General features: G+C 72.0%; 22 protein-coding genes. 12 read left to right on the forward strand and 10 right to left on the reverse strand.

Annotated features, from left to right (window positions below):
- Window positions 1-10 precede the first annotated feature (10 nt).
- Window positions 11-1,366 carry a hypothetical protein gene (locus tag AB0B50_RS05430; RefSeq protein WP_362325954.1) on the forward strand — a complete coding sequence of 452 codons (1,356 nt, stop codon included), beginning with the start codon at window positions 11-13 and terminating at the stop codon, window positions 1,364-1,366.
- Between the two features lies 1 nt (window position 1,367).
- Window positions 1,368-2,033: a class I SAM-dependent methyltransferase gene (locus AB0B50_RS05435; protein WP_362325957.1), complete on the forward strand. Its 666-nt coding sequence runs from the start codon at window positions 1,368-1,370 to the stop codon at window positions 2,031-2,033.
- Window positions 2,034-2,038: 5 nt separating this feature from the next.
- Here AB0B50_RS05435 and AB0B50_RS05440 read toward each other — a convergent pair whose 3' ends face one another.
- Window positions 2,039-2,908 carry a LysR substrate-binding domain-containing protein gene (locus AB0B50_RS05440; RefSeq protein WP_362325960.1) on the reverse strand — a complete coding sequence of 290 codons (870 nt, stop codon included), beginning with the start codon at window positions 2,906-2,908 and terminating at the stop codon, window positions 2,039-2,041.
- A 154-nt stretch (window positions 2,909-3,062) separates the two neighbouring features.
- Here AB0B50_RS05440 and AB0B50_RS05445 point away from each other — a divergent pair, with 154 nt between their 5' ends.
- Window positions 3,063-4,076 (forward strand): bile acid:sodium symporter family protein, encoded by a 1,014-nt coding sequence (locus AB0B50_RS05445; RefSeq protein WP_362326832.1) that lies wholly within the window; start codon window positions 3,063-3,065, stop codon window positions 4,074-4,076.
- Here the strand turns inward: AB0B50_RS05445 and AB0B50_RS05450 are convergent.
- The 3 genes from AB0B50_RS05450 to AB0B50_RS05460 form a co-directional block, all read right to left on the reverse strand.
- A complete protein-coding gene (locus tag AB0B50_RS05450) occupies window positions 4,012-5,265 on the reverse strand; it encodes a DUF4185 domain-containing protein (protein WP_362325963.1) in 1,254 nt (417 codons plus the stop codon). The two genes, AB0B50_RS05445 and AB0B50_RS05450, sit on opposite strands and share 65 nt — an antisense overlap.
- Before the next feature lie 10 nt (window positions 5,266-5,275).
- Window positions 5,276-7,165, reverse strand: coding sequence for a sialidase family protein (locus tag AB0B50_RS05455; RefSeq protein WP_362325966.1), 1,890 nt, complete (start codon window positions 7,163-7,165; stop codon window positions 5,276-5,278).
- 250 nt (window positions 7,166-7,415) lie between these two features.
- On the reverse strand, window positions 7,416-8,339 hold the full coding sequence (locus AB0B50_RS05460; protein ID WP_362325969.1) for a zinc-binding dehydrogenase: 924 nt from the start codon (window positions 8,337-8,339) through the stop codon (window positions 7,416-7,418).
- 94 nt (window positions 8,340-8,433) lie between these two features.
- On the opposite strand from AB0B50_RS05460, the gene AB0B50_RS05465 reads away from it, so the two are divergent.
- Window positions 8,434-8,889, forward strand: coding sequence for a MarR family winged helix-turn-helix transcriptional regulator (locus AB0B50_RS05465; RefSeq protein ID WP_362325972.1), 456 nt, complete (start codon window positions 8,434-8,436; stop codon window positions 8,887-8,889).
- Between the two features lie 84 nt (window positions 8,890-8,973).
- Here AB0B50_RS05465 and fdhD read toward each other — a convergent pair whose 3' ends face one another.
- Genes fdhD through AB0B50_RS05490 form a run of 5 tightly spaced genes read right to left on the reverse strand, consistent with a single transcriptional unit; the run spans window position 8,974 to window position 15,662 of the window.
- Complete coding sequence (gene fdhD / locus AB0B50_RS05470) at window positions 8,974-9,822, reverse strand: formate dehydrogenase accessory sulfurtransferase FdhD (RefSeq protein ID WP_362325975.1); 849 nt, start codon at window positions 9,820-9,822, stop codon at window positions 8,974-8,976.
- A 7-nt stretch (window positions 9,823-9,829) separates the two neighbouring features.
- Window positions 9,830-10,690, reverse strand: coding sequence for a 2Fe-2S iron-sulfur cluster-binding protein (locus tag AB0B50_RS05475; RefSeq protein ID WP_362325978.1), 861 nt, complete (start codon window positions 10,688-10,690; stop codon window positions 9,830-9,832).
- 31 nt (window positions 10,691-10,721) lie between these two features.
- Window positions 10,722-12,737, reverse strand: a complete 2,016-nt coding sequence (locus AB0B50_RS05480) for an NADH-ubiquinone oxidoreductase-F iron-sulfur binding region domain-containing protein (RefSeq protein WP_362325981.1) — start codon at window positions 12,735-12,737, stop codon at window positions 10,722-10,724.
- An 11-nt stretch (window positions 12,738-12,748) separates the two neighbouring features.
- Complete coding sequence (locus AB0B50_RS05485) at window positions 12,749-14,671, reverse strand: molybdopterin-dependent oxidoreductase (protein ID WP_362325984.1); 1,923 nt, start codon at window positions 14,669-14,671, stop codon at window positions 12,749-12,751.
- Window positions 14,672-14,690: 19 nt separating this feature from the next.
- The gene (locus AB0B50_RS05490) at window positions 14,691-15,662 is read right to left on the reverse strand and encodes a 2-dehydropantoate 2-reductase (RefSeq protein ID WP_362325987.1); all 972 of its coding nucleotides are present in this window, start codon (window positions 15,660-15,662) and stop codon (window positions 14,691-14,693) included.
- Window positions 15,663-15,901: 239 nt separating this feature from the next.
- Between AB0B50_RS05490 and AB0B50_RS05495 the strand changes: the two genes are divergently transcribed.
- From AB0B50_RS05495 to AB0B50_RS05510, 4 genes are all read left to right on the forward strand, one after another.
- Window positions 15,902-17,233, forward strand: a complete 1,332-nt coding sequence (locus AB0B50_RS05495; protein WP_362325990.1) for an OFA family MFS transporter — start codon at window positions 15,902-15,904, stop codon at window positions 17,231-17,233.
- Window positions 17,214-17,354: a hypothetical protein gene (locus AB0B50_RS05500; protein ID WP_362325993.1), complete on the forward strand. Its 141-nt coding sequence runs from the start codon at window positions 17,214-17,216 to the stop codon at window positions 17,352-17,354. The genes AB0B50_RS05495 and AB0B50_RS05500 overlap by 20 nt, the downstream gene beginning before the upstream one ends.
- A 122-nt stretch (window positions 17,355-17,476) precedes the next feature.
- Window positions 17,477-18,424 (forward strand): beta-ketoacyl-ACP synthase III, encoded by a 948-nt coding sequence (locus AB0B50_RS05505; protein ID WP_362325996.1) that lies wholly within the window; start codon window positions 17,477-17,479, stop codon window positions 18,422-18,424.
- Window positions 18,425-18,527: 103 nt separating this feature from the next.
- Window positions 18,528-19,205 carry a GntR family transcriptional regulator gene (locus AB0B50_RS05510; RefSeq protein WP_362325999.1) on the forward strand — a complete coding sequence of 226 codons (678 nt, stop codon included), beginning with the start codon at window positions 18,528-18,530 and terminating at the stop codon, window positions 19,203-19,205.
- Between the two features lie 13 nt (window positions 19,206-19,218).
- On the opposite strand, the gene AB0B50_RS05515 is transcribed toward AB0B50_RS05510, so the two are convergent.
- Window positions 19,219-19,644 (reverse strand): PaaI family thioesterase, encoded by a 426-nt coding sequence (locus AB0B50_RS05515; protein WP_362326002.1) that lies wholly within the window; start codon window positions 19,642-19,644, stop codon window positions 19,219-19,221.
- A gap of 111 nt (window positions 19,645-19,755) precedes the next feature.
- On the opposite strand from AB0B50_RS05515, the gene AB0B50_RS05520 reads away from it, so the two are divergent.
- From AB0B50_RS05520 to AB0B50_RS05535, 4 genes are all read left to right on the forward strand, one after another.
- Window positions 19,756-20,361, forward strand: coding sequence for a GNAT family N-acetyltransferase (locus AB0B50_RS05520; protein WP_362326005.1), 606 nt, complete (start codon window positions 19,756-19,758; stop codon window positions 20,359-20,361).
- Between the two features lie 238 nt (window positions 20,362-20,599).
- Window positions 20,600-21,781 (forward strand): ROK family transcriptional regulator, encoded by a 1,182-nt coding sequence (locus AB0B50_RS05525; RefSeq protein WP_362326008.1) that lies wholly within the window; start codon window positions 20,600-20,602, stop codon window positions 21,779-21,781.
- A gap of 145 nt (window positions 21,782-21,926) precedes the next feature.
- Entirely contained in the window at window positions 21,927-23,453 is a 1,527-nt protein-coding gene (locus AB0B50_RS05530; RefSeq protein WP_362326011.1) for a sugar ABC transporter ATP-binding protein, read from the forward strand.
- Window positions 23,450-24,469 (forward strand): ABC transporter permease, encoded by a 1,020-nt coding sequence (locus tag AB0B50_RS05535; protein ID WP_362326014.1) that lies wholly within the window; start codon window positions 23,450-23,452, stop codon window positions 24,467-24,469. The genes AB0B50_RS05530 and AB0B50_RS05535 overlap by 4 nt, the downstream gene beginning before the upstream one ends.
- Window positions 24,470-24,483 lie beyond the last annotated feature (14 nt).

Consider the following 24,483-nt stretch of genomic DNA (forward strand, 5'->3'; position numbering starts at 1 on the left):
GCGGGACGCGATGGTGTACGTACGAACGCCAGGCCCGTCAGGCGCACTTGGGCAAGGCCCGGCCGGGCCGCCGCGGCCCACCTGCGCGACGTACAACCGGCGGAGCACACCCCACGACGCCGCGTCGGCGACGCTGATCGCGCAGCTGCGGCTGCCGATCACCGCGGCGCAGACGGCCCTCCAGGCCCGGCGCGCGGATGAACTACGCCGTCTTTTCAGTGCACTTGACGCTCCTGTGGCTCGGCGGCTCGCAGGGCGCCTCAACGACCTGTCCGACCCCCTGGCGGGGTTCTTCGACTGCGAGCTGTCGACGCCGCTACGGGCGGAGCTGCGGTCCCGCCTCGTCCGGCCCCCGGAACCAGCCGCCGTGCCGCCGCCCGTCCTCATGCCTCCGAGGCCGGGGCCCTGGATACCGGGGGTGCCCGCGCCGGTCCCGCCGGTCCGGCCCTTCCCGCCGCCGCTCCCGCCCCCGGTCCTGCCGGGGCGGCGCCCGCCGCCGCCCCGCGAGGTCTTCGACTTCCCGCGCGACACGGGCCCCGGGATCTCGGTGAAGGACCTGCTCAACCGCGCGCGTCAGGTCCTTGATCTCGCCGTCGCCGCAGGTGTGACCGGTGCGGCGGTCGTCGCGCTCGGGGCGGCGCTCGCCGAGGCGGGCAAGCTCGCGGGCCTGATCGGCGGGTCCGGGGTCGGCACCGCCCTGCTCTTCGACGCGAGGACGGGCAGGCTGTCCCTGGCGCCGTTCCCGCCGGGCGCGGACCCCCACTATCTGGTGCTCCGGGCGCGAGCGGCGGCCCTGGCGCGCCCCGAGTGGGGTCAACTGGAGGAGCGGCTAAGGGAGTTGGCCCGCGTGGAGGACGTCGTGCGGGGGCAGGTCCGCGACCCTCAGGGCCGCTGGCAGAAGCGGCTACGGGAGTTGGCCCGCATGGAGGAGGTGTTCCGGGAACAGGCCCGCGACCCTCAGGGCCGCTGGCAGAAGCCGCAGCCCGGCGACCGCCCGCCCGGCGCGCCCTTCGCGGACGTGGTGTGCGACCGCGTCCGGCGCAACTTCCCGTACTCGGCCCGCGAGGTCCATGTGCGCGCCTACCTGTTCGCCACGCAGCCGGGGCCCCGCCGCAGCCAGGGGAACCGAGTGATCATCGACTGTGTCGGCTCCCTCTCGCCCCGCAGCGGACTCAGGCTCTTCGAGGCCAAGTCGGGCGGCGGGCTCCGACGGAACCAGGCCTTCGAGTACCCGAGGCTGACACGGCACGGCGGCGTGATCGTCAGTGACCGAGGCCCCTACCGCGCCGGACAGGAGATCCCCGCGGGCACCGTGGTCACCATCGTCACGCCCGCCAACATCGACTTCGTCCTGCCGCTGCCGTGAGATGGCCGTCCCCTACGAGGCCCTCGCGGTCGACTACGACGCCCTGCTCGGCGACCATGCCTTCGCCCGGCTCCGGCGGGCCTTCGAACGGATCGAGCGCCACCACGGCCTCGTCTTCCGCTCCGCCGCCGACGTGGGCTGCGGCACCGGCACCTTCGTCTCCTACCTCAGGGATCGCGGGGTCCACCCGGTGTGGGGCGTGGACCGCTCGCCGCACATGCTCGCCGAGGCGCTCGCCAAGAACCGCGGGAACGGCGCCCGCTTCCTCCTCCAGGACCTGCGCGCCCTGCGGCTCCCGCACCGGGTCGCCCTCCTCACCTGCCAGTTCGACACCCTGAACTATCTGCTCGCGCCCCCGGACCTGCGCACCGCCCTGGCGGCGTTCGCGGACGCCCTCGAGCCGGAGGGTCACGCGGTCTTCGACATGATCACCCAGGGCGGGGAGTACGGGGGACGCGTGCGGCGGGTACGCATCGTGCGCCGCGGGCCGCACGGTACGTCGTACGAGACCCATGCGCAGCGGTCCTACGCCCCGGCCGAGATCGCGGCCGCCCTCGCGGGGAGCGGCCTGCGGCTGTCCGGCGCGCACCGCGTGGACGAGCCGCGTCCCGAGGCGGGCAGCACCCGCATGATCTTCCTGGCTCGGCGTGCGCCGCCGAGGCCCTGACCGCGTCAGCCCCGGCCCCGGCGCAGCGGGTCCCCGCCCGCGAGGATCGCCGCCGCCAGGGCGTCCGCCGCCTCCTGCGCGGAGGCGCGCCGTTCGCCGTGCAGGAGCACGAAGTCGACCGGGCCGAGCTCCGGCAGGCCCGCTCGGTCGGGGACGCGGACCAGGCCCGGCGGGATCAGGCCGCGCGAGTGCGCCATCACGCCGAGGCCCGCGCGGGCCGCCGCCACCAGGCCGTTCAGGCTGCCGCTCGTACAGGCCACGCGCCAGGCACGGCCGCGCCGCTCCAGGGCCTCGAAGGCGAGGGCGCGCGTGATGCCCGGCGGCGGATAGACGATCAGCGGTACAGGGCGTTCGGGATCCAGGCGGAGCCGCTCGGCGCCGATCCAGACCAGGTCGTCCTGCCAGACCAGCTCGCCGCGCGGATCCTCCGGGCGTCGCTTGGCGAGCACCAGGTCGAGCTTGCCCGCGTCCAGTCGCTTGTGCAGCGTGCCGGACAGCTCGACGGTCAGCTCGAGGTCGACGTCCGGGTGGTCGTGCCGGAAGGACTCCAGGATGTCCGTGAGGTGGGTGAGGACGAAGTCCTCCGACGCCCCGAACCGCAGCCGCCCGCCCAGACGCCGTCCGGTGAAGAACGCCGCCGCCTGTTCGTGCTCCGCGAGGATCCGGCGGGCGAAGCCGAGCATGGCCTCGCCGTCCTCGGTCAGCTCCACGCTGTGGGTGTCGCGCGTGAACAGCTGCCGCCCGACGGCGTCCTCCAGTCGGCGCACGTGCTGGCTGACGGTCGACTGGCGCAGGGCGAGGCGGCGGGCGGCCCGTGTGAAGCTCAGCGTCTGGGCGACCGCGAGGAAGGTGCGGAGCTGCGAAGGGTCGTACACGGACGCAAGCCTAGACCCGCTCATCGCGATACGTGATGACAGTCAGAGCGGTGTACGGGATTCCCGATCGCCCGGAACAGGAGGATCATGACGAGGGCACGACCCCGCACCGAGAGCATGGAGCACCGTGAAACGCCTGAAGTGGCCGTCCTGGATGCCGGTCGACCCGTACATCGTGGCGTTGCTCGCGACCGTGGGAATCGCGGCACTCCTGCCCGCCCGCGGCACCGCCGCCGATGTCGCGTCCGGCGCCTCCACCGCGGCCGTCTCGCTGCTCTTCTTCCTCTACGGGGCGCGCCTTTCCACCCGTGAGGCGCTCGACGGGCTCAAGCACTGGCGGCTCCACGTCACGGTCCTCGCCTGCACGTTCGCGGTCTTCCCGCTGCTCGGGCTCGCGGCGAAGGGGCTCGTCCCGTACGTCCTGACGCCCGCCCTGTACAGCGGCTTCCTCTTCCTCACGCTGGTGCCGTCGACGATCCAGTCGTCCATCGCCTTCACGTCGATGGCCCGTGGCAACGTCCCCGCGGCGATCTGCGCGGGCTCCTTCTCCTCGCTCGCCGGCATCGTGCTCACCCCGCTGCTCGCGGCGGCACTGCTCGGCAACAGCGGGGGCGGCTTCTCGGCGGACTCGATCATCAAGATCGTGCTGCAGCTGCTCGTGCCGTTCGTGGCGGGACAGCTGCTGCGCCGGTGGGTGGGCAGCTTCATCGCGCGGCACAAGAAGATCCTCGGGTACGTCGACCGCGGCTCGATCCTGCTCGTCGTGTACACCGCCTTCAGCGAAGGCATGGTGCAGGGCATCTGGCACCAGGTGACCCCGCTGCGGCTGCTCGCGCTGCTCGGCGTCGAGGCGGTGCTGCTCGCCGCCATGCTGGCCGTGACCTGGTACGGCGCGAAGAAGCTCGGCTTCGGCCGCGCGGACCGTATCGCGATCCAGTTCGCCGGGTCGAAGAAGTCCCTGGCCGCGGGGCTGCCCATGGCGAGCGTCCTGTTCGGCGCGCAGGCCTCGCTCGCCGTCCTGCCGCTGATGCTCTTCCACCAGATGCAGCTGATGGTCTGCGCGGTCATCGCCAAGCGCCGCTCGCGGGACCCGGAGGAGTTCGTCAGCGAGCCGCCGCGAGCCGCAGCGACACGAACCGCGGCCGGTACAGCGACACGTTCCGGCTGATGTTGGCCTGGGCGTTCGCGGGCGTCGCGTCCAGCCAGTTCACGTCGTAACTGAGGACGAAGCGGCCCTTGCCGCCGAGCGCCGCGTGGACCTGTGGGTTGTAGGCGGCCGTGTCCTGGCGTGCCGCGCCGTCCCTCGGCAGGGGTGCCTCGAGGCCCTTGGACGGGCCGTGCCAGGGCCCGGTGGGGGAGCAGGACCAGTACGACGTGACGGTCGTCAGGCCCTCGGCGCCCGCGGCCATGGTGAACAGCACATATGTCCCCTCGTCCCGCACCACCGTGAACGCGCTGCCCACCCCCTTGCGCCTGCCGTCCCCGAGGACGGACCGCGACGCGTTGTCCCGGCCCCACTCCTCGCCGTCCCAGTACTCCCACGCGGAGGCCTCGGCGAGCCTGCCGTGCGGGACGCGCGCGACGTGGGCGTGCGAGGTCGGGCGCGAGGTCGCCTGGGCGTCCGTGCCGCCGAAGACGTACGTCCAGCCGTCGTCGTCGACCGTCGTCGTGCCGTACAGGACCCGCTTTTCCGGATCGCCCACCGACTGCTGGTCGGAGACCTTGACGATGTTCTCGACGCGCAGGTCGGGCAGCGAGAGCGTGGCGACCTCCGTGGCGACCGGCACGCCGTAGATCCAGGGGCCCTGGCTCGCCATGCGGGTCCACAGCAGGACGCGTACGACCTGCTCGTCCGAGCCGGGGGAGCGGGGCTCCACGCGCGCCGCCACCGGCCAGCGCCACTGCTGGGGCGCGGGGTCGGGGAAGAGTGGCGCGGCGATGGTGCGCCGCAGGGTGCCCGAACGGGACATCACCACGGCCGAGTTGCGCACCATCGGCGTGTTCGTGTCGCGCCAGGTGTGCGGCTGGCCCGCGGGGTTCGGGGGCGCGTGGACCTGGCCGAGGAAGGTGTCGGAGAACAGCCACAGGACGCGCCCGTCGGGGAGCCGCACCGAGTGGGTGCCGTCCCCGCCGGTCCAGTCGTCGGTGCGGGTCGTGTCGTCGCCGTAGCGCGCGAACTCCCCGGTGACCTTCTCGTCCGCCCGCCAGGACGCCACGGTCCGGGGCCGGCATGCCGCATCGCCCTCCCGGTCGTCTTCCGGGAGGGCGATGAGCAGCACGGCCGCGCAGGCCAGGGCGAGCAGCAGGACGAGCCAGAGCCTGCGCGGCCGTGCGGAGGGGCGTTCTCGGGCGGACACGCCCGGGACGTTAGTTGCTGCCGCGCACGTGGTCCATGGGGAGTCGGACGACGGTGTCCCGTGTCACAAGGGCATCGGTGGTGCGCAGAGACCTCATCTCGGTGTCGTTCAACGCCCTGTCGTACACCCGCACTTCGTCGATGGATCCGGCGAAGTGGGCGCGACTGTCGAGCCGTTGCCCCACGTGCACGCCGAAGGGCGAGTTGCGGCTGACCGAGCCCGGTACGTCGGCGGTGGTGAGCGGTGTGCCGTCGAGGAACAGCGTGAGGCTTCCGGCGCCCCGGCGCAGCGCGATGTGGTGCCACTGGCCGTCGTTGTACGCGCTCGTGGTGCGCACGGAGGCGGACCTCGGGGGCACCGCGCCGTCCCGCGTGGTGATCAGGCCGGTCACGCGGTTGTTCGCGGGCTCGCCGCGCAGCCACACCTGCGGCTGGTTGGTGCCGATGCCGCCCATCCACAGCAGGGGCTGCTCGCCGGTCGTCGCGGAGTAGCGGAACCACAGCGAGGCGGTGAAGTCCTTCGTGCCGAGCGGCAGTCGGGTGCGGAAGGGTAGACGTACGGCGTCGTCGGTGCCGTCGAAGGCGAGCGCGCCGCCGAAGCGTCCCGCGGTCTCGCGGGCGCCGCCGAGCACCGCGGCGGACCGGGCGCCCGGCGCGTGGTCGCGGGTCGTCGGGTCCGGGCCGCGGCGCGGCGTCAGCCAGTCCTCGGTGAACCGCGCGAAGCGGATCTCGTCGCGCGCGTCGACCGCGCCGCCCTCGTACATCAGGCCGACGTGCGAGCGGTCGGCCCGCACCATGTCGGAGTATCCGGACCAGTCCGTGGTCACCGTGGTGCCCCGGTCGACGCTGTCCCAGGTGCGGCCGCCGTCGTAGGAGGAGCGGATCTGCATCGTGCGGCGGCGGTCGGGGTCACCGGGGCAGGCGAGGAGCATGCGTCCGCCGAACTGCAGTGTCGATCCTTGCACTTGGGGTGTGTAGAGGTCGGGGACGGCGCGGAACGGGGCGGCGAAGGAGTCGCCGCCGTCGCGGCTGATCGTGTGCGTACGGTGGCCGAGGTCGGTGCCGTCCTGCTCGCGGCCGCTGATGTACACCGCCCCGTCGGGCCGCTCCGTGATGGTCATCTCGGACGGCTTCTGGCGGAACGTGCCGTCGTCCGCGATCGGGTACGAATCCGTCGCGCCGATCTCCCAGTGGTCGCCGCCGTCGTCGCTGACGATCAGTGCGGCGTGGTTGACGGTGACCCGACTGCCGTTCCACGTCTCGGCGTTGACGGCGAAGGCGAGCCGCCCCGCGTGCCGGCCGCGGGTCAGCTGGATGCCGTGCACGGGCCCGGTCGCGTACCAGGAGTTCCAGTCCTCCGGCAGGATCTCGTCGCTCAGGTCGCGCGGCGCGGACCAGCTGCGGCCGTCGTCGTCGCTGTACTGGAGGTGGGGCGTGCGGTCGCACGGCACGTCGCAGTTCTTGCCGTCCGTGCGGCCGGTGTTGTAGGTCTCCGCGAGCAGGACGCGGCCACTCTCGCGGTCCACGACCGGTGCCGGATTGCCGTGCGTGTCGCCCGCGCCTTCGTTGATCACCTGGAGCGGGCCCCAGGTGCGGCCGCCGTCGTGCGAGCGCTTGAGTACCAGGTCTATGTCGCCCGCGTCGCTGCAGTCGTTGACCCGCCCCTCGGCGAAGGCGAGCAGCGTGCCCTTCGTGGTCTTCACGACGGCCGGGATGCGGAAGCAGGCGTACCCCGGGTCCTGGGAGGCCTTGAACAGCACCTGCTGCTCGAACGGCGGTGTCCGCACGTCCTGTTCGGCCTGCGCCGAGGGCGCGGGCAGCAGAGCGACGGCGGTCACCGCGGTCACGGCAGCGGCGGCGGTGCGGAGCGATCTGAGGCGTACACGGAGACTCGATGGCATGGTGCGGTCCGCCTTTCCTGGCGACGGCGACTCATGGCGTTGACGGAGCAGGGCGATGGCGCCCCGGGACGTCAGGTGACCGGACATCCTGACATCCCACGTCCAACGTGCGCGCCACAGACGCTACTTGGGCCGTCAGAACCCCACAAGGACCCGTGCGTCAGGAAGGGCCCGTACGCCAGGAAGGCTCCGTGCGTCAGGGGTGCTCCGTGCGGCAGGGGCGCTCCGTGCGTCAGGGGTGCCCCGTGCGTCAGGGGATCAGTACGACCTTCCCCAGGTTGCTCCGCGTCTCGATCACCTCGTGCGCCTTCGCCGCGTCCTCCAGCGCGAACTCCGCGTGCACGGCGGGTCGCAGCTCGCCCGCCGCGAAGAGCCGCCACAGCTCCCGCCGCCACGCCTCGTACACCTCGGGGCGCCCGCGCGCGATGAGCCCCATCTGGAAGCCGATGACGGACTTCGCGCCGACGAGCAGGTCGTACGCCGCGATCGTGCCGCCGCCCGAGCTGTAGGCGACCAGTCTGCCGTGCGGGGCAAGGGACTTGACGGCGGGCGCGAGGAGATCGCCGCCGACCGCGTCCAGGGCGTAGTCGACGGGTTCACCCCACGCCTCGCGGTCGTACGTGATGACCTCGTCGGCGCCCAGCCCCCGCACGAAGTCCGCCTTGCCGGGGGCGGACACGGCGCCCACGACGCGCGAGGCGCCCCTCGACCGGGCGAGTTGCAGGGCGAGATGGCCGACTCCGCTCGCGGCGGCCGTGACGAGCGCCGCCTCGCCGGGCTCGGGTCGCGCGGCGTCCAGCGCTCCGTACGCGACGAGGCCGGAGCGGACCAGGGCCACCGCGTCCACGGTGCTCGCGCCCTCCGGGACGGGTGAGGCCATCGCGGTGTGGAGCAGGGCGTACTCGGCGTACCCGTGCCCGAAGACGAGGCCCGTGACGCGGTCGCCGGGCGCATGGCCGGTGACCCCCTCGCCGAGCGCGACGACCTCCCCGGCGATCTCGCCGCCGAGCGCGATCGGGTCGCGGGCCTCGCGGACCTTGCGGACGACGGGCAGGGTCACGCCGACCGCCTCGACGCGTACGAGGAGCTCGCCCGGGCCGGGTTCGGGGACGGGGGCGTCCTCCAGGAACAGGACCTCGGGACCGCCGCCGTGCTCATAGCGGACGCGACGCATCCGCACCACCTCCTGATGCGAGGAATCGTTGGGAGCCCCAACGGTAAGCCCGAATCCATTGGGAAGTCCAACGATTATTGGCTAGGCTTCTCCCATGCCCACGACACCGCCCGCGCCCAGCACCATCCGCACCCTGCCCAGCTGGCTGCTCGGCCGCGCGGCCGCCCGCGGCCGCGGCCTGGTCGCCGACGCGCTGGCCCGCGAGGGGCTGAAGATGTGGCATCACGTGGTGCTGTCCGCCGTCGCCGACCTCGGCCCGGTCGCCCAGGCGGAGCTCGGCCGCAGCGTCGCGCTGGACCCCAAGGACATGGTCGGCGTCCTCAACGACCTACAGGCCGACGGGCTCGTCGACCGCGCGCCCGACCCCACGGACCGACGCAAGAACGCGATCACGATCACGGCGCGCGGCAGGCGCGCGGTCAAGCGGTGCGCCCGGGCGGCCGAACAGGCCAACGCCGAACTCCTCGCGCCGCTTTCGGCCGCGGAGCGGGAGCGGTTCCTGGAGATGCTGGGCCGGATCTCCGGGGTCGACGGCGGCCAGGAGGCGTAGGGGCGCACGGCAGGGGGCCCGGCCGGCGCAGGGGGCGCTCCCCGCCGGCCGGGGCGCCGCCGCCGTGCGGCGGGTGGCCCCGGGTCAGCCCTGGGCGGCCGCGGCCCGCAGGGCGACGCGGTGCTCGCCCGCGTACACGTTCATGGAGGACCCGCGCAGGAAGCCGACCAGCGTCAGGCCGGTCTCGGCGGCCAGGTCGACGGCGAGCGAGGACGGCGCGGAGACCGCGGCGAGCACCGGGACGCCCGCCATCACCGCCTTCTGGGCCAGCTCGAAGGAGGCGCGGCCCGAGACGAGCAGGACCGCGCGGGACAGCGGGAGGCGGCCGCTCTGCAGGGCGCGCCCCACCAGCTTGTCGACGGCGTTGTGCCGCCCCACGTCCTCCTTTATGTCGAGGAGCTCGCCCTCCTCGGAGAAGAGCGCGGCCGCGTGCAGGCCCCCGGTCCTGTCGAAGACGCGCTGGGACGCGCGCAGCCGGTCGGGCAGGCTCGCGAGCAGGTCGACGTCGAGCCGGACCGGGGGAGCGTCGGCGATCGGGAAGCGGGCCGTGGTGCGGACCGCGTCCAGGCTCGCCTTGCCGCAGAGGCCGCACGAGGAAGTGATGTACACGTTGCGTTCGAGGGTGATGTCGGGCAGGACGACGCCGGGCGCGGTCCGCACGTCGACCACGTTGTAGGTGTTCGCACCATCTTCCGTGGCGCCCGCGCAGTACACGATGTTCTGGAGGTCCTCCGCGCTGCCGAGGACCCCCTCGCTCACCAGGAAACCGGCCGCGAGCGCGAAGTCGTCGCCCGGGGTGCGCATGGTGATGGCGAGCGGCTTGCCGTTCAGCCGGATCTCCAGAGGTTCCTCGGCGACGAGGGTGTCAGGCCGCTCCGAGACGCGCCCGTCCCGGATCCGGATCACCTTGCGTCGCTCCGTGACTCGTCCCATGTCTTGATCAGTCCCGGTTCTGTACGTGCTGGTAGCCGAAGCGGCCCTTGATGCAGAGGTTGCCGTGGGTCACCGGGTTGTCGTGCGGCGAGGTGACCTTGACGATGTCATTGTCCTGCACGTGCAGCGTCAGGTTGCAGCCGACTCCGCAGTACGCGCACACGGTCGTCGTCTCGGTCTGCGCGGACTCGTCCCAGGTGCCGGCCGCCCGCATGTCGAACTCCGACTTGAAGCTCAGCGCCCCCGTGGGGCAGACCTCGATGCAGTTCCCGCAGTACACGCACGCGGAGTCGGTCAGCGGCGCGTCGTGCTCGACGGCGATGCGGGCGTCGAAGCCGCGCCCGGCGACCGAGATCGCGAAGGTGTTCTGCCACTGCTCGCCGCAGGCGTCGACGCACTTGTAGCAGAGGACGCACTTGTCGTAGTCGCGGACGTAGAGGTCGTTGTCGACCTTCGGCTCCTCGTTCAGGCGGGCCGCGTCCGGGCCGAAGCGGTCGGGCTTCGCCTCGTACTCCTTGAGCCAGGCGGCGACCTTCGGGGTCATCGACAAGTCGACGGAGGAAGCCAGGAGTTCGAGGACGATCCTGCGGCTGTGGCGGGTGCGCTCGGTGTCCGTGCGGACGGTCATGCCGGGCTCGGCCCTGCGGGAGCAGGCGGGGGCGAGGGTGCGGGCGCCCTCCACCTCCACGACGCACACGCGGCACGCGTTCTTGGGGGTGAGGGTGTCGCCCTCGCAGAGCGTCGGCACGTCCTTGCCCGCGGCGCGGCAGGCGTCGAGGAGCGTGGCCCCTTCGGGGACCCGTGCCTCCTGGCCGTCGAGGGTGAACTCGACGAGGCGGCGCGGCGGTTGAAGCGGTACGGCGGTCATGCGACGGTCGCCTTCCTCGGGCGGTTCGCGGTCATTCGTACGCCCCCAAGCGGTCGATGGCGGATTCCACGGCGTTCCACGCGGTCTGCCCGAGGCCGCAGATCGAGGCGTCCCGCATGGCCCGCCCCACGTCCCGCAGGAGCGCGATGTCGTCCGCGGCGTCGACGCCCCTGCGCTGGAGAAGGCGGTGCAGGGCCTCCTCCTGGCGGACGGTGCCGACCCGGCAGGGCACGCACTGGCCGCAGGACTCGTCGCGGAAGAACTCCGCGATGCGCAGCAGGATCCGGGGGAGCGGCACGGTGTCGTCCAGGGCGAGCACGACGCCGGAGCCGAGCGTGGTCCCGGCCTCCCTGGTCCCCTCGAAGGTGAGGGGGATGTCCAGTTCGTCGGGGCGCACGAAGCCGCCCGCGGCTCCGCCGAGCAGGATCGCGCGGAGGTTGTCGGGCCGCCCGGCGAGGTCGAGGAGCTCGCCGAGGGTGGCGCCGAAGGGCAGTTCGTAGAGGCCGGGCCTGGCCACGGCGCCGGACACGCAGAAGAGCTTGGGTCCCGTGGACTTCGCGGTGCCGATGGCGGCGTACGCCTCGGCGCCCATGGTGAGGATCGGCAGGACGTTGACGAGGGTCTCGACGTTGTTCTCGGCGGTGGGCTTGCCGAACAGGCCCTTCTCGACGGGGAAGGGCGGCTTCGAGCGGGGCTCCCCTCTGTACCCCTCGATCGAGTTGAACAGGGCGGTCTCCTCGCCGCAGATGTAGGCGCCCGCGCCGCGGCGGATCTCGATGTCGAAGGCGTAGCCCTGGCCGAGGACGTCGTCGCCGAGGAGGCCGCGGGTGCGGGCCTGAGCGATGGCGTGTTCCAGCCTGCGCAGGGCGCGGGGGTACTCACCGCGGAGATAGAGGTAGCCGAGGTGGGCGCCGGTCGCGTACCCGGCGATGGTCATCGCCTCGATGAGCGCGTACGGGTCGCCCTCCATGATCACGCGGTCCTTGAAGGTGCCGGGCTCGGACTCGTCGGCGTTGCAGACGAGGTAGTGCGGGTGGTCGGGCTGGGATGCGGTGGCCTGCCACTTCCGTCCCGTGGGGAAGGCGGCGCCGCCCCGCCCCACGAGTCCGGAGTCGGTGACCTCGCGGATGACTTCGGCGGGGCCGATGGCGAAGGCGCGGCGGAGGGCGGTGCAGCCGCCGTGGGCGCGGTAGTCGTCGAGGGACGCGGGGTCGACGGCGCCGATCCTCTTGAGCAGGATCAGGCCGTCCTGGCCGGCTTGGGGGACGGCGTGGGAGGCGGGGGGTTCGGCGGGGGCGTCGGCGGGGGTGAGGGCGGCTTGGGCGAGGGTGGCGGGTGCGGCCGGGGCGATGGTGGCGGTGGCGTGGTTCCTTTCCCCGATCCCGCCCCTTCCCGAACTATCCGGCTCCGCCGGCCCGTGGCTCGGTCGATCACCGGCTTCGCCGAGTTCGTCCTCAATCGCCGGACGGGCTGGATGATCTCCGGACCGGGTCGAATCCTTCAGCCCCTCCGGCGTTTGAGGAGCGGGGTCTGGGGCGGAGCCCCCGTTTCGGGAAGGGGCGGGGTCGGGGAAGGAATCCGCTTGCAGCCCCGCCCGCACCACCAGCGCCGCCGGCGCCCGTTCGCAGAGGCCGAGGCACGGGCTCGGCTCGACCGTCGCCCCCGGCACGGGAGCCAGCCTCTCGGCTCCCGGCCCACACACCACATCCGTGCACACCCGCACCACCGTCCGCGCCCGCGGCCGCACCGAAAACATGGAGTAGAACGTCGCCACCCCGTACCCCTCCGCCGGCGGCACCGTCAGCCGTCGGCAGAGATAGTCCAGGCCCCCCTCGCTCACCCACCCCACGCGATCGTTGAGCGTGTGCAGCCCCGGCAGCAGCAGATCCCGCCGCTCCCGCGCCGCCCGCCCGCCCCGCGCCCACCGCAGATCCGCGTCACTGCGGTCGTCGGCCCCTTCCCACGCCGAATCGGGAGGCCCGAGCACCGCGTCGACGGCCGCCCGCTCCTCGTCCGTCGGTTTGCTGTCACCGAAGCGCAGATCCACTTGACGTCACCTCACAACCTCACAGCCGCCGTCAGCTTGTCGATCCGTATCGCCGAGGCCTTGAACTCCGCCGTCCCCGCGATCGGGCAGTTCGCCTCGATCGTCAGCTGGTTGGTGTCGACCTCGTCGGGAAAGTGCATGGTCATGAAGGCAAGCCCCGGCCGCAGGCCCGGGTCCACCCACACCGGCGCCACCACCGCGCCCCGCCGCGAGGAGACCCGCACCCGCTCACCCGCCACGACCCCGTACCGCTCGGCGTCCTCCGGGCACAGCTCGATGTACTCGCCGCGCCGCAGCGGGGACGCGAAACTCCCGCTCTGCACCCCGGTGTTGTACGAGTCGAGGCGCCGCCCCGTCGTCAGCCGGATCGGATACGCCTCGTCGGTCAGGTCGACCGGCGGATCGTGCTCGACGAGCCCGAAGGGGGCGAGCCGGCCCCGTCGCGCGGGGTCCGCGTCCCACAACCTGCCGTGCAGATACGTCGGTTCGAGCCGGTCCTCGTCCGGGCACGGCCATTGGATGCCCTGCAGGGATTCGAGACGGTCGTACGTCATGCCGTAGTGGTCCGGCGACACCGAGCGCAGCTCGTCCCAGACCGCCCGCGCGTCCGCGTACTTCCAGTCGTGGCCGAGCAGCCCCGCGAGCTCGCAGAGGATGTCGATGTCCTCGCGCGCCTCACCGGGCGGCCGCACCGCCTTGCGCACCCGCTGCACGCGCCGTTCGCTGTTGGTCGTGGTGCCGTCGGTCTCCGCCCACGCGGCGGTCGCGGGCAGCACCACGTCCGCCAACTCGGCCGTCCTGGTGAGGAAGATGTCCTGCACCACCAGGAAGTCCAGCGCGCCGAGGCGCCGCATCGCCTGTCCGCTGTCCGCCTCCGACTGCGCAGGGTTCTCGCCGATGCAGTAGACGGCCTTGAGGGTGCCCTCCTCCATCGCCTCGAACATCTCGGTCAGGTTGAGGCCGTGGCGGGGCTGGATGACCGTGCCCCAGGCCGACTCGAACTTCAGGCGCGTGTCCGGGTCGAGGATGTCCTGGAAGCCGGGCAGGCGGTTGGGGATGGCGCCCATGTCGCCGCCGCCCTGCACGTTGTTCTGGCCGCGCAGGGGCTGCAACCCTGAGCCGTATCGCCCCACATGGCCCGTCAGCAGCGACAGGTTGATCAGCGCGCGGACGTTGTCCGTGCCGTTGTGGTGCTCGGTGATGCCGAGCGTCCAGCACAGCTGCGCCCGCTCGGCGCGTGCGTACGCGTGCGCCAACTCCCTTATGGCGGCGGCCGGTACGCCCGTCACCCGCTCGGTGAGCGACAGCGTCCAGGGCTCGACGAGGGCCGCGTACTCCTCGTAGCCCGTCGTCGCGCGCTCGATGAACGCGCGGTTGGCCAGGTCGGCGTGGATGATCTCGCGGCCGATCGCGTGCGCCAGCGGGATGTCCGTGCCGACGTTCGGGCCGAGCCAACTCTCCGCCCACTCCGCGGTCTTGGTGCGGCGCGGGTCGACGGCGTACATCCGGGCGCCGTTCCTGATGCCCCTCAGGACGTGCTGGAAGAAGATCGGGTGCGCGAAGCGGGCGTTGGAGCCCCACATCACGATGACGTCCGTGTGCTCGACCTCTTCGTACGAGGAGGTGCCGCCGCCCGAGCCGAAGGCCGCGGACAGGCCCGCGACGCTCGGCGCGTGGCAGGTGCGGTTGCAGGAGTCGACGTTGTTCGTGCCCATCACCACGCGGGCGAACTTCTGTGCCACGTAGTTCATTTCGTTGGTCGCGCGGGCGCAGGAGAACATCCCGAAGGCGCCGCGCGCGGCCCGGAAGCCCTCCGCCGCCCTGGTCAGCGCCTCCTCCCAGGTCGCCCTGCGGAAGGGCTCGGCGCGGGAGTCGCGGACCAGGGGGTGGGTGAGCCGGGTGTACGTCTTGGGGGTGCGGTCGCGTTTGCTCATACGGCGGTCCTCGAGGTGTTCATGCGGCGGTCCTCAGTGCGAGCAGGTCCGAGATGGCGTGGACGGTGCGGAGCGTCGGCACCGGAACCCCGGTGATGTCGGCCAGTTCGACGACGGCCGCGAGCAGCACGTCCAGTTCCAGGGGTTTGCCGCGCTCCAGGTCCTGCAGGGTGGAGGTGCGGTGGTCGCCGACGCGTTCGGCGCCCGCGAGGCGGCGCTCCACGGAGATGTCCGGCTCGCAGCCGAGGGCCGCGGCCACCGCGAGCGTCTCGTTCATCATGATCTCGATGACGCGGCGGGTGCCGCCGTGCCGGCACATCTCGCGCATCGTGGCGCGGGCGAGCGCGCTGATCGGGTTGAAGGAGATGTTGCCGAGCAGCTTGATCCAGATGTCGCCGCGCAGCTCGGGCTCGACCGGGCACTTCAGACCGCCCGCCACCATGGCCTCGCTGAAGGCGGCGCAGCGCTCCGAGCGGGACCGGTCGGGCTCCCCGATGGAGAAGCGGGTGCCCTCCAAGTGGCGTACGACGCCGGGGCCTTCGAGCTCCGTCGCGGCGTAGACGACGCAGCCCACGGCCCGTTCGGGCGCGAGCACCGCGCTGACCGCGCCGCCCGGGTCGACGCTCTCGACGCGGTGGCCGTCGTGCGGGCCGCCGTGCCGGTGGAAGTACCACCAGGGGATGCCGTTCTGTGCGGCGACCACCGCGGTCGTCTCGTGCAGGAGCGGCTCGATCAGCGGCCCGCACGCCGCGTACGAGTTGGCCTTCAGGCCCAGGAAGACGAAGTCGACCGGTCCGATCCCGGCCGGGTCGTCGGTGGCGCGGGCCCGTGCGGTGAAGTCGCCGCGTGGGCTCAGTACGCGTACTCCGTGCTGCCTCATGGCCGCCAGATGCGGTCCACGGGCGACGAGATGGACGTCGGCGCCTGCGCGGTGCAGCGCGGCTCCGACGTAGGCGCCGATCGCACCGGCGCCGAGGACTGCGACTTTCACGGTGGGGCGCTCCATTCGGTCGAGGGATCCGAGGAACGTAGGGAGAAGGAACGGAGGGAGAAGACGGAAGACAGAAGATCGAAGACAGAAGATCGAAGACGGAAGACAGAAGACGAAAGACGTCGACGGAATATTGTCTACAGTATGGAAGTTGGGGCGGCAAGGGTTCGCGCGCGTCGTTGAATCCCGTACGTGCGCCCCCTTCCCAACACCCCTGCCACTTCCTACCGTTCGGGATCATGAGGCCCCTCGTCGCACCACCCGGGTGGAGCCGCTGGCTCGTGCCGCCCGCCGCTCTCTCGGTGCATCTGTCCATCGGCCAGGCCTACGCCTGGAGCGTCTTCAAACCGCCCCTGGAATCCTCGCTGCACCTCAGCGGCACGCAGAGCGCGCTCCCCTTCCAGCTGGGGATCGTCATGCTCGGTCTCTCCGCGGCCTTCGGCGGGACCCTCGTCGAGCGCAACGGCCCGCGCTGGGCGATGTCCGTCGCCCTGGTCTGCTTCTCCTCGGGCTTCCTGCTGGCCGCGCTCGGCGCGGCGACCCGCCAGTACTGGCTCATCGTGTTCGGCTACGGCTTCGTCGGCGGGATCGGCCTCGGCATCGGCTACATCTCGCCCGTCTCCACGCTCATCAAGTGGTTCCCCGACCGCCCCGGCATGGCCACCGGCATCGCGATCATGGGATTCGGCGGCGGCGCGCTCATCGCCTCGCCGTGGAGCGCGCAGATGCTGGACTCCTTCGGCACGGACTCGGACGGCATCGCGCTCGCGTTCCTGGTGCACGGCCTCACGTACGCCGTCTTCATGTCGCTCGGCGTGCTCCTGGTGAGGGTGCCGCGTACGGAGGGCGCACGCGGTCCCGGCGGTCCCGGCGGTCCCGGCGCGCTCGACGGCCCTCAGGTCTCCGCCCGGTCCGCCGTCCGCACCCCGCAGTTCTGGTGCCTGTGGGTCGTCCTGTGCATGAACGTGACCGCGGGCATCGGCATCCTGGAGAAGGCCGCCCCGATGATCACGGACTTCTTCGCGGACAGCGGGACGCCCGTATCGGTCTCCGCCGCGGCCGGCTTCGTCGCGCTCCTTTCGGCCGCCAACATGGCGGGGCGCATCGGCTGGTCCTCGGCATCGGACCTGATCGGCCGCAAGAACGTCTACCGCCTCTACCTCGGCGTGGGCGCGCTCATGTACCTCCTGATCGCCCGCTTCGGGGACACCTCCAAGCCGCTGTTCATCTGCTGCGCCCTGGTGATCCTGTCCTTCTACGGAGGCGGCTTCGCGACGATCCCCGCGTACCTCAAGGACCTCTTCGGTACGTACCAGGTCGGCGCCATCCACGGCAGGCTGCTCACCGCGTGGTCGACGGCCGGAGTCCTCGGGCCGCTCATCGTGAACCGGGTCGCCGACCACCAGGAGGAGGCGGGCCGGCACGGCTCGGGGCTCTACGGCCTCTCCTTCGCGATCATGATCGGTCTCCTGGTCGTGGGTCTGGTCGCCAACGAGCTCGTCCGCCCCGTCCATCCACGCCACCATGTCCCCGCCCCGAAGGAGGCCGCCGGTGACCACGCCACCACGTGACGGCTCGCAGCCACGCGACCGCCGCGCTCTGATCGTGTTCGCGTGGCTCTGGGTGGGGCTTCCGCTCGGATACGGCCTCTATGAACTCGTACAGAAGGTCACACAGCTCTTCAGAGGGTGACGGCCTCATGAGAAGCATCCAAACCACGCGCGCCTTTCCTGTCGCTTTACGTGCACCGTTACTGGTGAGTCGCTGACCAGACTGGACGGTCCCGCATCTCCGGCAACAAGGGGGACCCGTCCATGCACGGCTCGCGCATCGCCGCCGTCGGCCACTACCAGCCCGCCAGGATCCTCACCAATGAGGAGCTCGCGGGCATGGTCGACACCAGCGACGAGTGGATCCGCTCCCGGGTGGGCATCCGGACGCGGCACATCGCGGGCCCCGAGGAGCCGGTCGACGAGCTGGCCGCGCACGCGGGAGGCAAGGCACTGGCCGCCGCGGGCCTGACCCCCGACGCGATCGACCTGGTCCTGGTCGCCACCTCCACGGCCATCGACCGCTCGCCGAACATGGCAGCCCGGGTCGCCGCGCGCCTCGGCATCCCCGGGCCGTCCGCGATGGACATCAACGTCGTGTGCGCGGGCTTCACGCACGCCCTCGCCACCGCCGACCACACCGTGCGGGCCGGGGCCGCGACCCGCGCCCTGGTCATCGGCGCGGACAAGATGTCCGAGGTCACCGACTGGACGGACCGCACCACCTGCGTCCTGACCGGCGACGGCGCGGGCGCGGCCGTCGTCGAGGCGTGCGGGCCCGGTGAGGAGCCCGGCATCGGTCCCGTGCTGTGGGGCTCGGTGCCCGAAATGGGCAACGCCGTCCGCATCGAGGGCACGCCGCCGCGCTTCGCGCAGGAGGGACAGAGCGTCTACCGCTGGGCGACGTTCCAGCTGCCGCCGCTCGCCCGCCGGGCCTGCGAGCGCGCCGGGCTCACCCCCGCAGACCTCGCCGGGGTCGTCCTGCACCAGGCCAACCTCCGGATCATCGAGCCGCTCGCCGAGCGCATCGGCGCCGTGAACGCCGTCGTCGCGCGCGATGTCGTCGACTCCGGTAACACTTCGGCGGCGAGCGTCCCGATGGCCCTGTCCAAGCTGGTGGAGCGCGGCGAGGTCCGCTCCGGCGACCCGGTGCTGCTGTTCGGCTTCGGCGGGAACCTGTCGTACGCGGGACAGGTCGTGCGCTGTCCCTGATCCGGCCACGTCGGTCCTGTGTGACCGGCTCAACTCCCCCTGGCACTGGCCCTTGTAGCTCGTAGACTGTAGACAAAAGGCAATCGTCGAGGAGGGGACCGCGATGTTGTCCACCGGACTTCCGCAGGGGGCGGTGCCACGGCTCGAACGCCCCGGGCCGCTCAGGGAGCGGGTCTACGAGGCGCTGCTGGAACTCATCACGACCCGTTCGCTGCAACCGGGACAGCACCTCGTCGAGAGCGAACTGGCCGGGCACCTCGGGGTGTCGCGGCAGCCGGTGCGCGAGGCCCTGCAGCGGCTCAACACCGAGGGCTGGGTCGACCTGCGGCCCGCCCAGGGCGCCTTCGTGCACGAGCCGACCGAGGAGGAGGCCGACCAACTCCTCACCGTGCGCACGCTGTTGGAGGCCGAGGCGGCGCGGCTCGCCGCGGCGAACACCGGCACGGCGGGCATCACGGCCCTGGACGAGCTCTGCACCCAGGGCGAACAGGCCGTGGCGGACGGAGACGTGGAGCGCGTGGTCGCCCTCAACGCCGCCTTCCACGCCAAGGTGATGGAGCTCGCGGGCAACGTGGTCCTCGCCGAGCTCGCCGGACAGGTGGACCGCAGGGTCCGCTGGTACTACACCCCGGTCGCCCGGCAGCGCGGCAGGCAGTCCTGGCTGGAGCACCGCGAACTGATCGCGGCCATCGCCGAGCGCGACGAGCAGCGGGCCACGGAGATCATGCGCGCCCACACCGAGCACACCCGGAAGACCTATCACGAGCGCGAGCGGGGCTGAGTCCCGCCACTGATCAGGCGCCCGCGCCCGCAAGCACCGCCTGCGTCTGCGTCGTCTGACCCGCGGGCCGTCCCTCGTCGTCGTACACATCGGTCTGTACGACGACGAAGGACCGCCCGACGTGCAAGGGGCGGGCCACGGCACGGACCGTGCCGGAGCGCACGGCCCGGAAGAAGTTCGTCTTGGACTCCACCGTCGACGTGGCCGCGCCCGGCGGCAGATTGAGGAACGCGCACACCGCGCCCACCGTGTCGGCGAGCGACATCAGCGCCCCGCCGTGCAGCACGCCGCCCGCCGTGCACAGCTCCGGCGACCACTCCAGGGCGCCCTCGACGCGCGCGGTGCCGGTCTCCACGAAGGCGATGCCGAGGTGTGCGGCGAAGGGGACCCGGGCGAGCAGTTGGGCATGCCGTTCGTTCTGAGGCAGGGTGTCCGACATGGGGTGACCTTCCAGCGAGGGACCGGGGAACGCCACCGTGCGCCACGGTCCTCGACGTGTCGATTACCTCAGAGGTAGGACCGCGCCACCGAAACGACCGGGAGAGCCGACATGGCCACGCACCCCACGCACCACCGGATACGCCCCGTGATCAAGGAAGACGTGCCGCTGGCCGTGGACACCCTCGCACGGGCCTTCGCCGACTACCCCTTCACGCGCCACGTCGTCGCCGCCGAAGGGCACGAGGAACGGATCCGCCGCTTCCAGGAGCTCTTCCTGACCCGCATCGGCATGGTGTACGGGAAGGTCTGGGTCGCGGGCGCCGGGCGCGCCGTCGCCGTCTGGACCACCCCGGAGCGCGACCCCGGCCCCGGCTTCGCCGCGATCGGCCCGCTCGTCGACGAGCTCGCGGGCGACCGTGCGGCCTGGTTCGCGTCGGCCGACCAGGCGCTGGCGCCGCACCGCCCGCAGCGCCCCGCGTGGTTCCTCGCCACGGTGGGCGTCCACCCCGACGCACAGGGCCAGGGGCTCGGCAAGGCGGTGATCCGACCGGGCATCGAGGCCGCCGACCGCGCCGGGCACCCCTGCTTCCTGGAGACCTCGACCGAGCGCAACGTCGCCTTCTACGAACGGCTCGGCTTCGCCGTCACCGCGGACGTCCACCTGCCGGACAACGGCCCGCGTACGTGGTGCATGCTCCGGGAGCCGAGGGCGTAGCGGCAGGCCCGGCGCCGCCGCCGGATCCTCGCCGGGGCCGCCGCCCGGGGCCCCGCGCCCACCTTTGTCCTGTGACTGGAGAAAGTCATGGGTAATTCGCGCTCAACTTCTTCCCACCCCCGGCAGGCACTGCTACGTTCCCCTCGAAAGCTTGAAGGAAGCCCGAAGGCACGGCTGTTGGAGCCCGAGGGCAACGGCATGGGAAGCCCGATGAGGCGGGGAGGGGCGCGTGAGACGTATGACGGCTCGACCCGCCAACGCGCACCAGGCGCGGCTGCTGCGGCTGTTGCGTGACGGGGGCCCCAACTCCCGTGCCCAGCTGGGCGACCAGGTCGACCTCTCGCGGTCCAAGCTGGCCGTGGAGGTCGACCGGCTCCTGGAGACCGGACTCGTGGTCGCCGACGGGCTCGCCGCCTCGCGCGGCGGCCGTCGCTCCCACAACATCCGGCTGGCCCCCGCCCTCCGTTTCCTCGGCGTGGACATCGGCGCGACCTCGGTCGACGTCGCGGTGACCAACGCCGAGCTGGAGGTGCTCGGCCACATCAACCAGCCCATGGACGTGCGCGAGGGCCCGGTCGCGGTCTTCGAGCAAGTCCTCTCCATGGCCGCCAAGTTGAAGGCCTCCGGGCTCGCGGAAGGGTTCGACGGTGCCGGGATCGGCGTCCCGGGTCCCGTCCGCTTCCCCGAAGGCGTACCGGTCGCGCCGCCGATCATGCCGGGGTGGGACGGCTTCCCCGTCAGGGAGGCCCTCAGCCAGGACCTCGGCTGCCCCGTCATGGTCGACAACGACGTGAACCTCATGGCGATGGGGGAACAGCACGCGGGCGTCGCACGCTCCGTGGGCGACTTCCTCTGCGTCAAGATCGGCACGGGCATCGGCTGCGGCATCGTCGTCGGCGGTGAGGTCTACCGCGGTACGACGGGCAGTGCGGGCGACATCGGCCACATCCAGTCCGAACCGGACGGACGCCCCTGCGCCTGCGGCAACAAGGGCTGCCTGGAGGCCTACTTCAGCGGCGCGGCGCTCGCCCGCGACGCCGAGGAGGCGGCCAGGGAGGGGCGTTCGCGGGAGCTCGCGGGGCGGCTCGGAGAGGCGGGGCGGCTCAGTGCCGTCGACGTCGCGGCGGCCGCCGCCGCGGGGGACGCCACCGCGCTCGACCTCATCCGCGACGGCGGCAACCGCACCGGCCAGGTCATCGCGGGGCTCGTCAGCTTCTTCAACCCCGGCCTCGTGGTGATCGGCGGTGGTGTGACCGGCCTCGGCCACACGCTGCTCGCCGCGATCCGCACCCAGGTCTACCGCCAGTCGCTGCCCCTGGCGACCGGCAACCTCCCGATCGTCCTGGGTGAGCTCGGCCCCACCGCCGGAGTCATCGGCGGCGCCCGGCTCATCAGCGACCACCTGTTCTCGCCCGCGTAAACCGCCCGCGTAAACCGCCCGCGTCACGCCGTCCGCGTCACACCGACCGCCGGCGAACACCACCACCCAGCACAGCGCTTCGCTCTGCCCTGCCCTGCCCTGAATCCGCCCTGCCCTGCTGCGGCCGCCGCCGAGGGGAACCGTCATGGCACCAGAACCACCGCTGCTCACCATGTCCGGCATCACCAAGTCGTTCCCCGGCGTCCGTGCCCTCGACGGCGTCGACCTCCAGGTGCAGGCCGGGGAAGTGCACTGCCTCCTCGGCCAGAACGGCGCCGGGAAGTCCACCCTCATCAAGGTCCTCGCGGGCGTGCACCAGCCCGACGGCGGCGAGATCACCTGGCGCGGCGAACGCGCCACGCTCCGCTCGCCCATCGCGGCCATGCGGCTCGGCATTGCCACCATCTACCAGGAACTCGACCTGGTGGAGGGCTTGTCCGTCGCCGAGAACGTCCACCTCGGGCACGAGCCGACCGCCGCCGGATTCGTGGTGCGCGCACGCGCGGCGAAGGACTCGACTGCCGCTCTCCTCAAGCGACTTGGGCACGGCGAGATCGACCCGGGCCGACTCGTCGGCGACCTCTCGGCGGCCCAGCAGCAGATCGTCTCGATGGCCCGTGCCCTCTCCCACGAGGTGCGCCTCATCGTCATGGACGAGCCGTCCGCCGCCCTCGACCCCGACGAGGTCGACAACCTCTTCCGCATCGTCGCCGACCTCACGGCGGACGGCGTCGCCGTCGTCTACATCTCGCACCGCCTTGAGGAGATCCGCCGCATCGGCGACCGCGTCACCGTCCTGAAGGACGGCCGCGCCGTGGCGGGCGGACTCCCCGCGAAGTCCACGCCGACCAAGGACGTCGTGTCGCTGATGACGGGCCGCAACGTCGAGTACGTCTTCCCCGACCGGCCGACATGGACCACACAACAGCACGACGTGCCCCCGGTGTTGACCGTGCGTGGCCTGTCGCGGCGCGGTGAGTTCGAACCCCTCGACCTCGACCTGCGCCCCGGCGAGATCGTTGGCCTCGCCGGACTCGTCGGCTCGGGACGCTCCGAGATCCTGGAGACGATCTACGGAGCACGCAAGCCCAGCTCCGGCCATATCGCCGTGGACGGACAGGAGTTGAAGCCGGGAAGCATCCGCGCCGCCGTCCGCGCGGGGCTCGGCCTCGCCCCCGAGGAGCGCAAGGCGCAGGCCCTCCTGATGCTGGAGTCCGTCACCCGCAATGTGTCGGTCTCCTCCATGTCCCGCTTCTCGCAAGGCGGTTGGATCGACCGGAGCGCCGAGCGCGAAGCCGCGCGCACCGCGACTCGCGAGCTGTCGCTGCGCCCCGACGAACCCTCCGCGCCCGTGCGCACCCTCTCCGGCGGCAACCAGCAAAAGGCCGTCCTGGCCCGCTGGCTGCTGCGCGGCTGCCGCGTCCTGCTGCTGGACGAACCCACCCGAGGCGTCGACGTCGGCGCCCGCGCCGAGCTGTACGCGGTGATCCGCCGCCTCGCCGACGACGGCCTCGCCGTGCTCCTCGTCTCCAGCGAGGTGCCCGAGGTGCTCGGCCTCGCCGACCGCGTCCTGGTGCTCCGCGAGGGCCGCGTCGTCCACACCGCACCCGCCCGTGACCTCGACGAACACCGCGTACTCGACCTCGTCATCGAAGGGAGCCCGGCCGCATGACCCAGCCGGCACCGGCGGCCGAGGCCGCCACCCGCAAGAGCAGCCCCGCCGACGGCAAGAGCCCGTGGCGCACCACGGTGGCGCGCGCCGACGTGCGCACGCTCTCCCTGGTCGGCGTGCTCGCCGTGCTGATCCTGATCGGCGGCATCACCCAGCCCGACTCGTTCCTGGATACCGACAACCTCCAGCTGATCCTCACCCAGGCATCCGTCATCGGCGTCGTCACCGTCGGCATGACCTTCGTGATCATCTCCGGCGGCATCGACCTGTCCGTCGGCGCGATCGTCGCGCTCGCCTCCGTGTGGGCGACGACGGTCGCCACCCAGGAGTACGGCTTCGCGGGCATCCTCTTCACGGCCGTGATCGTCGGCATGGGGTGCGGCCTGGTGAACGGCCTGCTCATCGCGTACGGCGGAATCGTGCCGTTCATCGCCACCCTCGCCATGCTCGCTTCGGGCCGCGGGCTCGCCCTGCAGATCACCGACGGCAAGACCCAAATGGTCACTGTGGAAGGGGTGTTGGACCTCGGCTACCGCGACTCCTACATCCTCGGCATCCCGCCGCTCGCCCTGGTCTTCGCCGCCGTCACCGTCGTCGGCTGGCTGCTCCTGAACCGCACCACCTTCGGGCGGCGCTCCGTCGCGGTCGGCGGCAACGCGGAAGCTGCGCGCCTCGCCGGCATCGACGTACGAAGGCAGCGGCTCTACCTCTATCTGCTCTCCGGACTGTGCTGCGGCATCGCGGCCTTCCTGCTGATCGTCCTGTCCGGCTCGGGACAGAACACCAACGGCAATCTCTACGAGCTGGACGCCATCGCGGCGGCGATCATCGGCGGCACGCTGCTCAGCGGCGGCCGGGGCACCATCACCGGCTCCGTGCTCGGCGTGCTGATCTTCACCACGATCCAGAACATCTTCGCGCTGAACAACCTGGAGACCGCGACCCAGCAGATCGCCAAGGGCGCGATCATCGTCGCCGCGGTGCTCGTCCAACGACGTACGGCCCACACCACCTGAGTCGAGGGGTTCAC

It is taken from the genome of Streptomyces sp. NPDC041068, from assembly GCF_040647455.1.
Lineage (GTDB): Bacteria > Actinomycetota > Actinomycetes > Streptomycetales > Streptomycetaceae > Streptomyces.

Coding starts and splice junctions, on each gene's coding strand:
- AB0B50_RS05430 (WP_362325954.1), top strand. CDS start 11: ATGGTGTACGTACGAACGCCAGGCCCGTCAGGCGCACTTGGGCAAGGC.
- AB0B50_RS05435 (WP_362325957.1), top strand. CDS start 1,368: ATGGCCGTCCCCTACGAGGCCCTCGCGGTCGACTACGACGCCCTGCTC.
- AB0B50_RS05445 (WP_362326832.1), top strand. CDS start 3,063: ATGCCGGTCGACCCGTACATCGTGGCGTTGCTCGCGACCGTGGGAATC.
- AB0B50_RS05455 (WP_362325966.1), bottom strand. CDS start 7,165: ATGCCATCGAGTCTCCGTGTACGCCTCAGATCGCTCCGCACCGCCGCC.
- AB0B50_RS05460 (WP_362325969.1), bottom strand. CDS start 8,339: ATGCGTCGCGTCCGCTATGAGCACGGCGGCGGTCCCGAGGTCCTGTTC.
- AB0B50_RS05465 (WP_362325972.1), top strand. CDS start 8,434: ATGCCCACGACACCGCCCGCGCCCAGCACCATCCGCACCCTGCCCAGC.
- fdhD (WP_362325975.1), bottom strand. CDS start 9,822: ATGGGACGAGTCACGGAGCGACGCAAGGTGATCCGGATCCGGGACGGG.
- AB0B50_RS05475 (WP_362325978.1), bottom strand. CDS start 10,690: ATGACCGCCGTACCGCTTCAACCGCCGCGCCGCCTCGTCGAGTTCACC.
- AB0B50_RS05485 (WP_362325984.1), bottom strand. CDS start 14,671: ATGAGCAAACGCGACCGCACCCCCAAGACGTACACCCGGCTCACCCAC.
- AB0B50_RS05495 (WP_362325990.1), top strand. CDS start 15,902: ATGAGGCCCCTCGTCGCACCACCCGGGTGGAGCCGCTGGCTCGTGCCG.
- AB0B50_RS05505 (WP_362325996.1), top strand. CDS start 17,477: ATGCACGGCTCGCGCATCGCCGCCGTCGGCCACTACCAGCCCGCCAGG.
- AB0B50_RS05510 (WP_362325999.1), top strand. CDS start 18,528: ATGTTGTCCACCGGACTTCCGCAGGGGGCGGTGCCACGGCTCGAACGC.
- AB0B50_RS05515 (WP_362326002.1), bottom strand. CDS start 19,644: ATGTCGGACACCCTGCCTCAGAACGAACGGCATGCCCAACTGCTCGCC.
- AB0B50_RS05520 (WP_362326005.1), top strand. CDS start 19,756: ATGGCCACGCACCCCACGCACCACCGGATACGCCCCGTGATCAAGGAA.
- AB0B50_RS05525 (WP_362326008.1), top strand. CDS start 20,600: ATGACGGCTCGACCCGCCAACGCGCACCAGGCGCGGCTGCTGCGGCTG.
- AB0B50_RS05530 (WP_362326011.1), top strand. CDS start 21,927: ATGGCACCAGAACCACCGCTGCTCACCATGTCCGGCATCACCAAGTCG.
- AB0B50_RS05535 (WP_362326014.1), top strand. CDS start 23,450: ATGACCCAGCCGGCACCGGCGGCCGAGGCCGCCACCCGCAAGAGCAGC.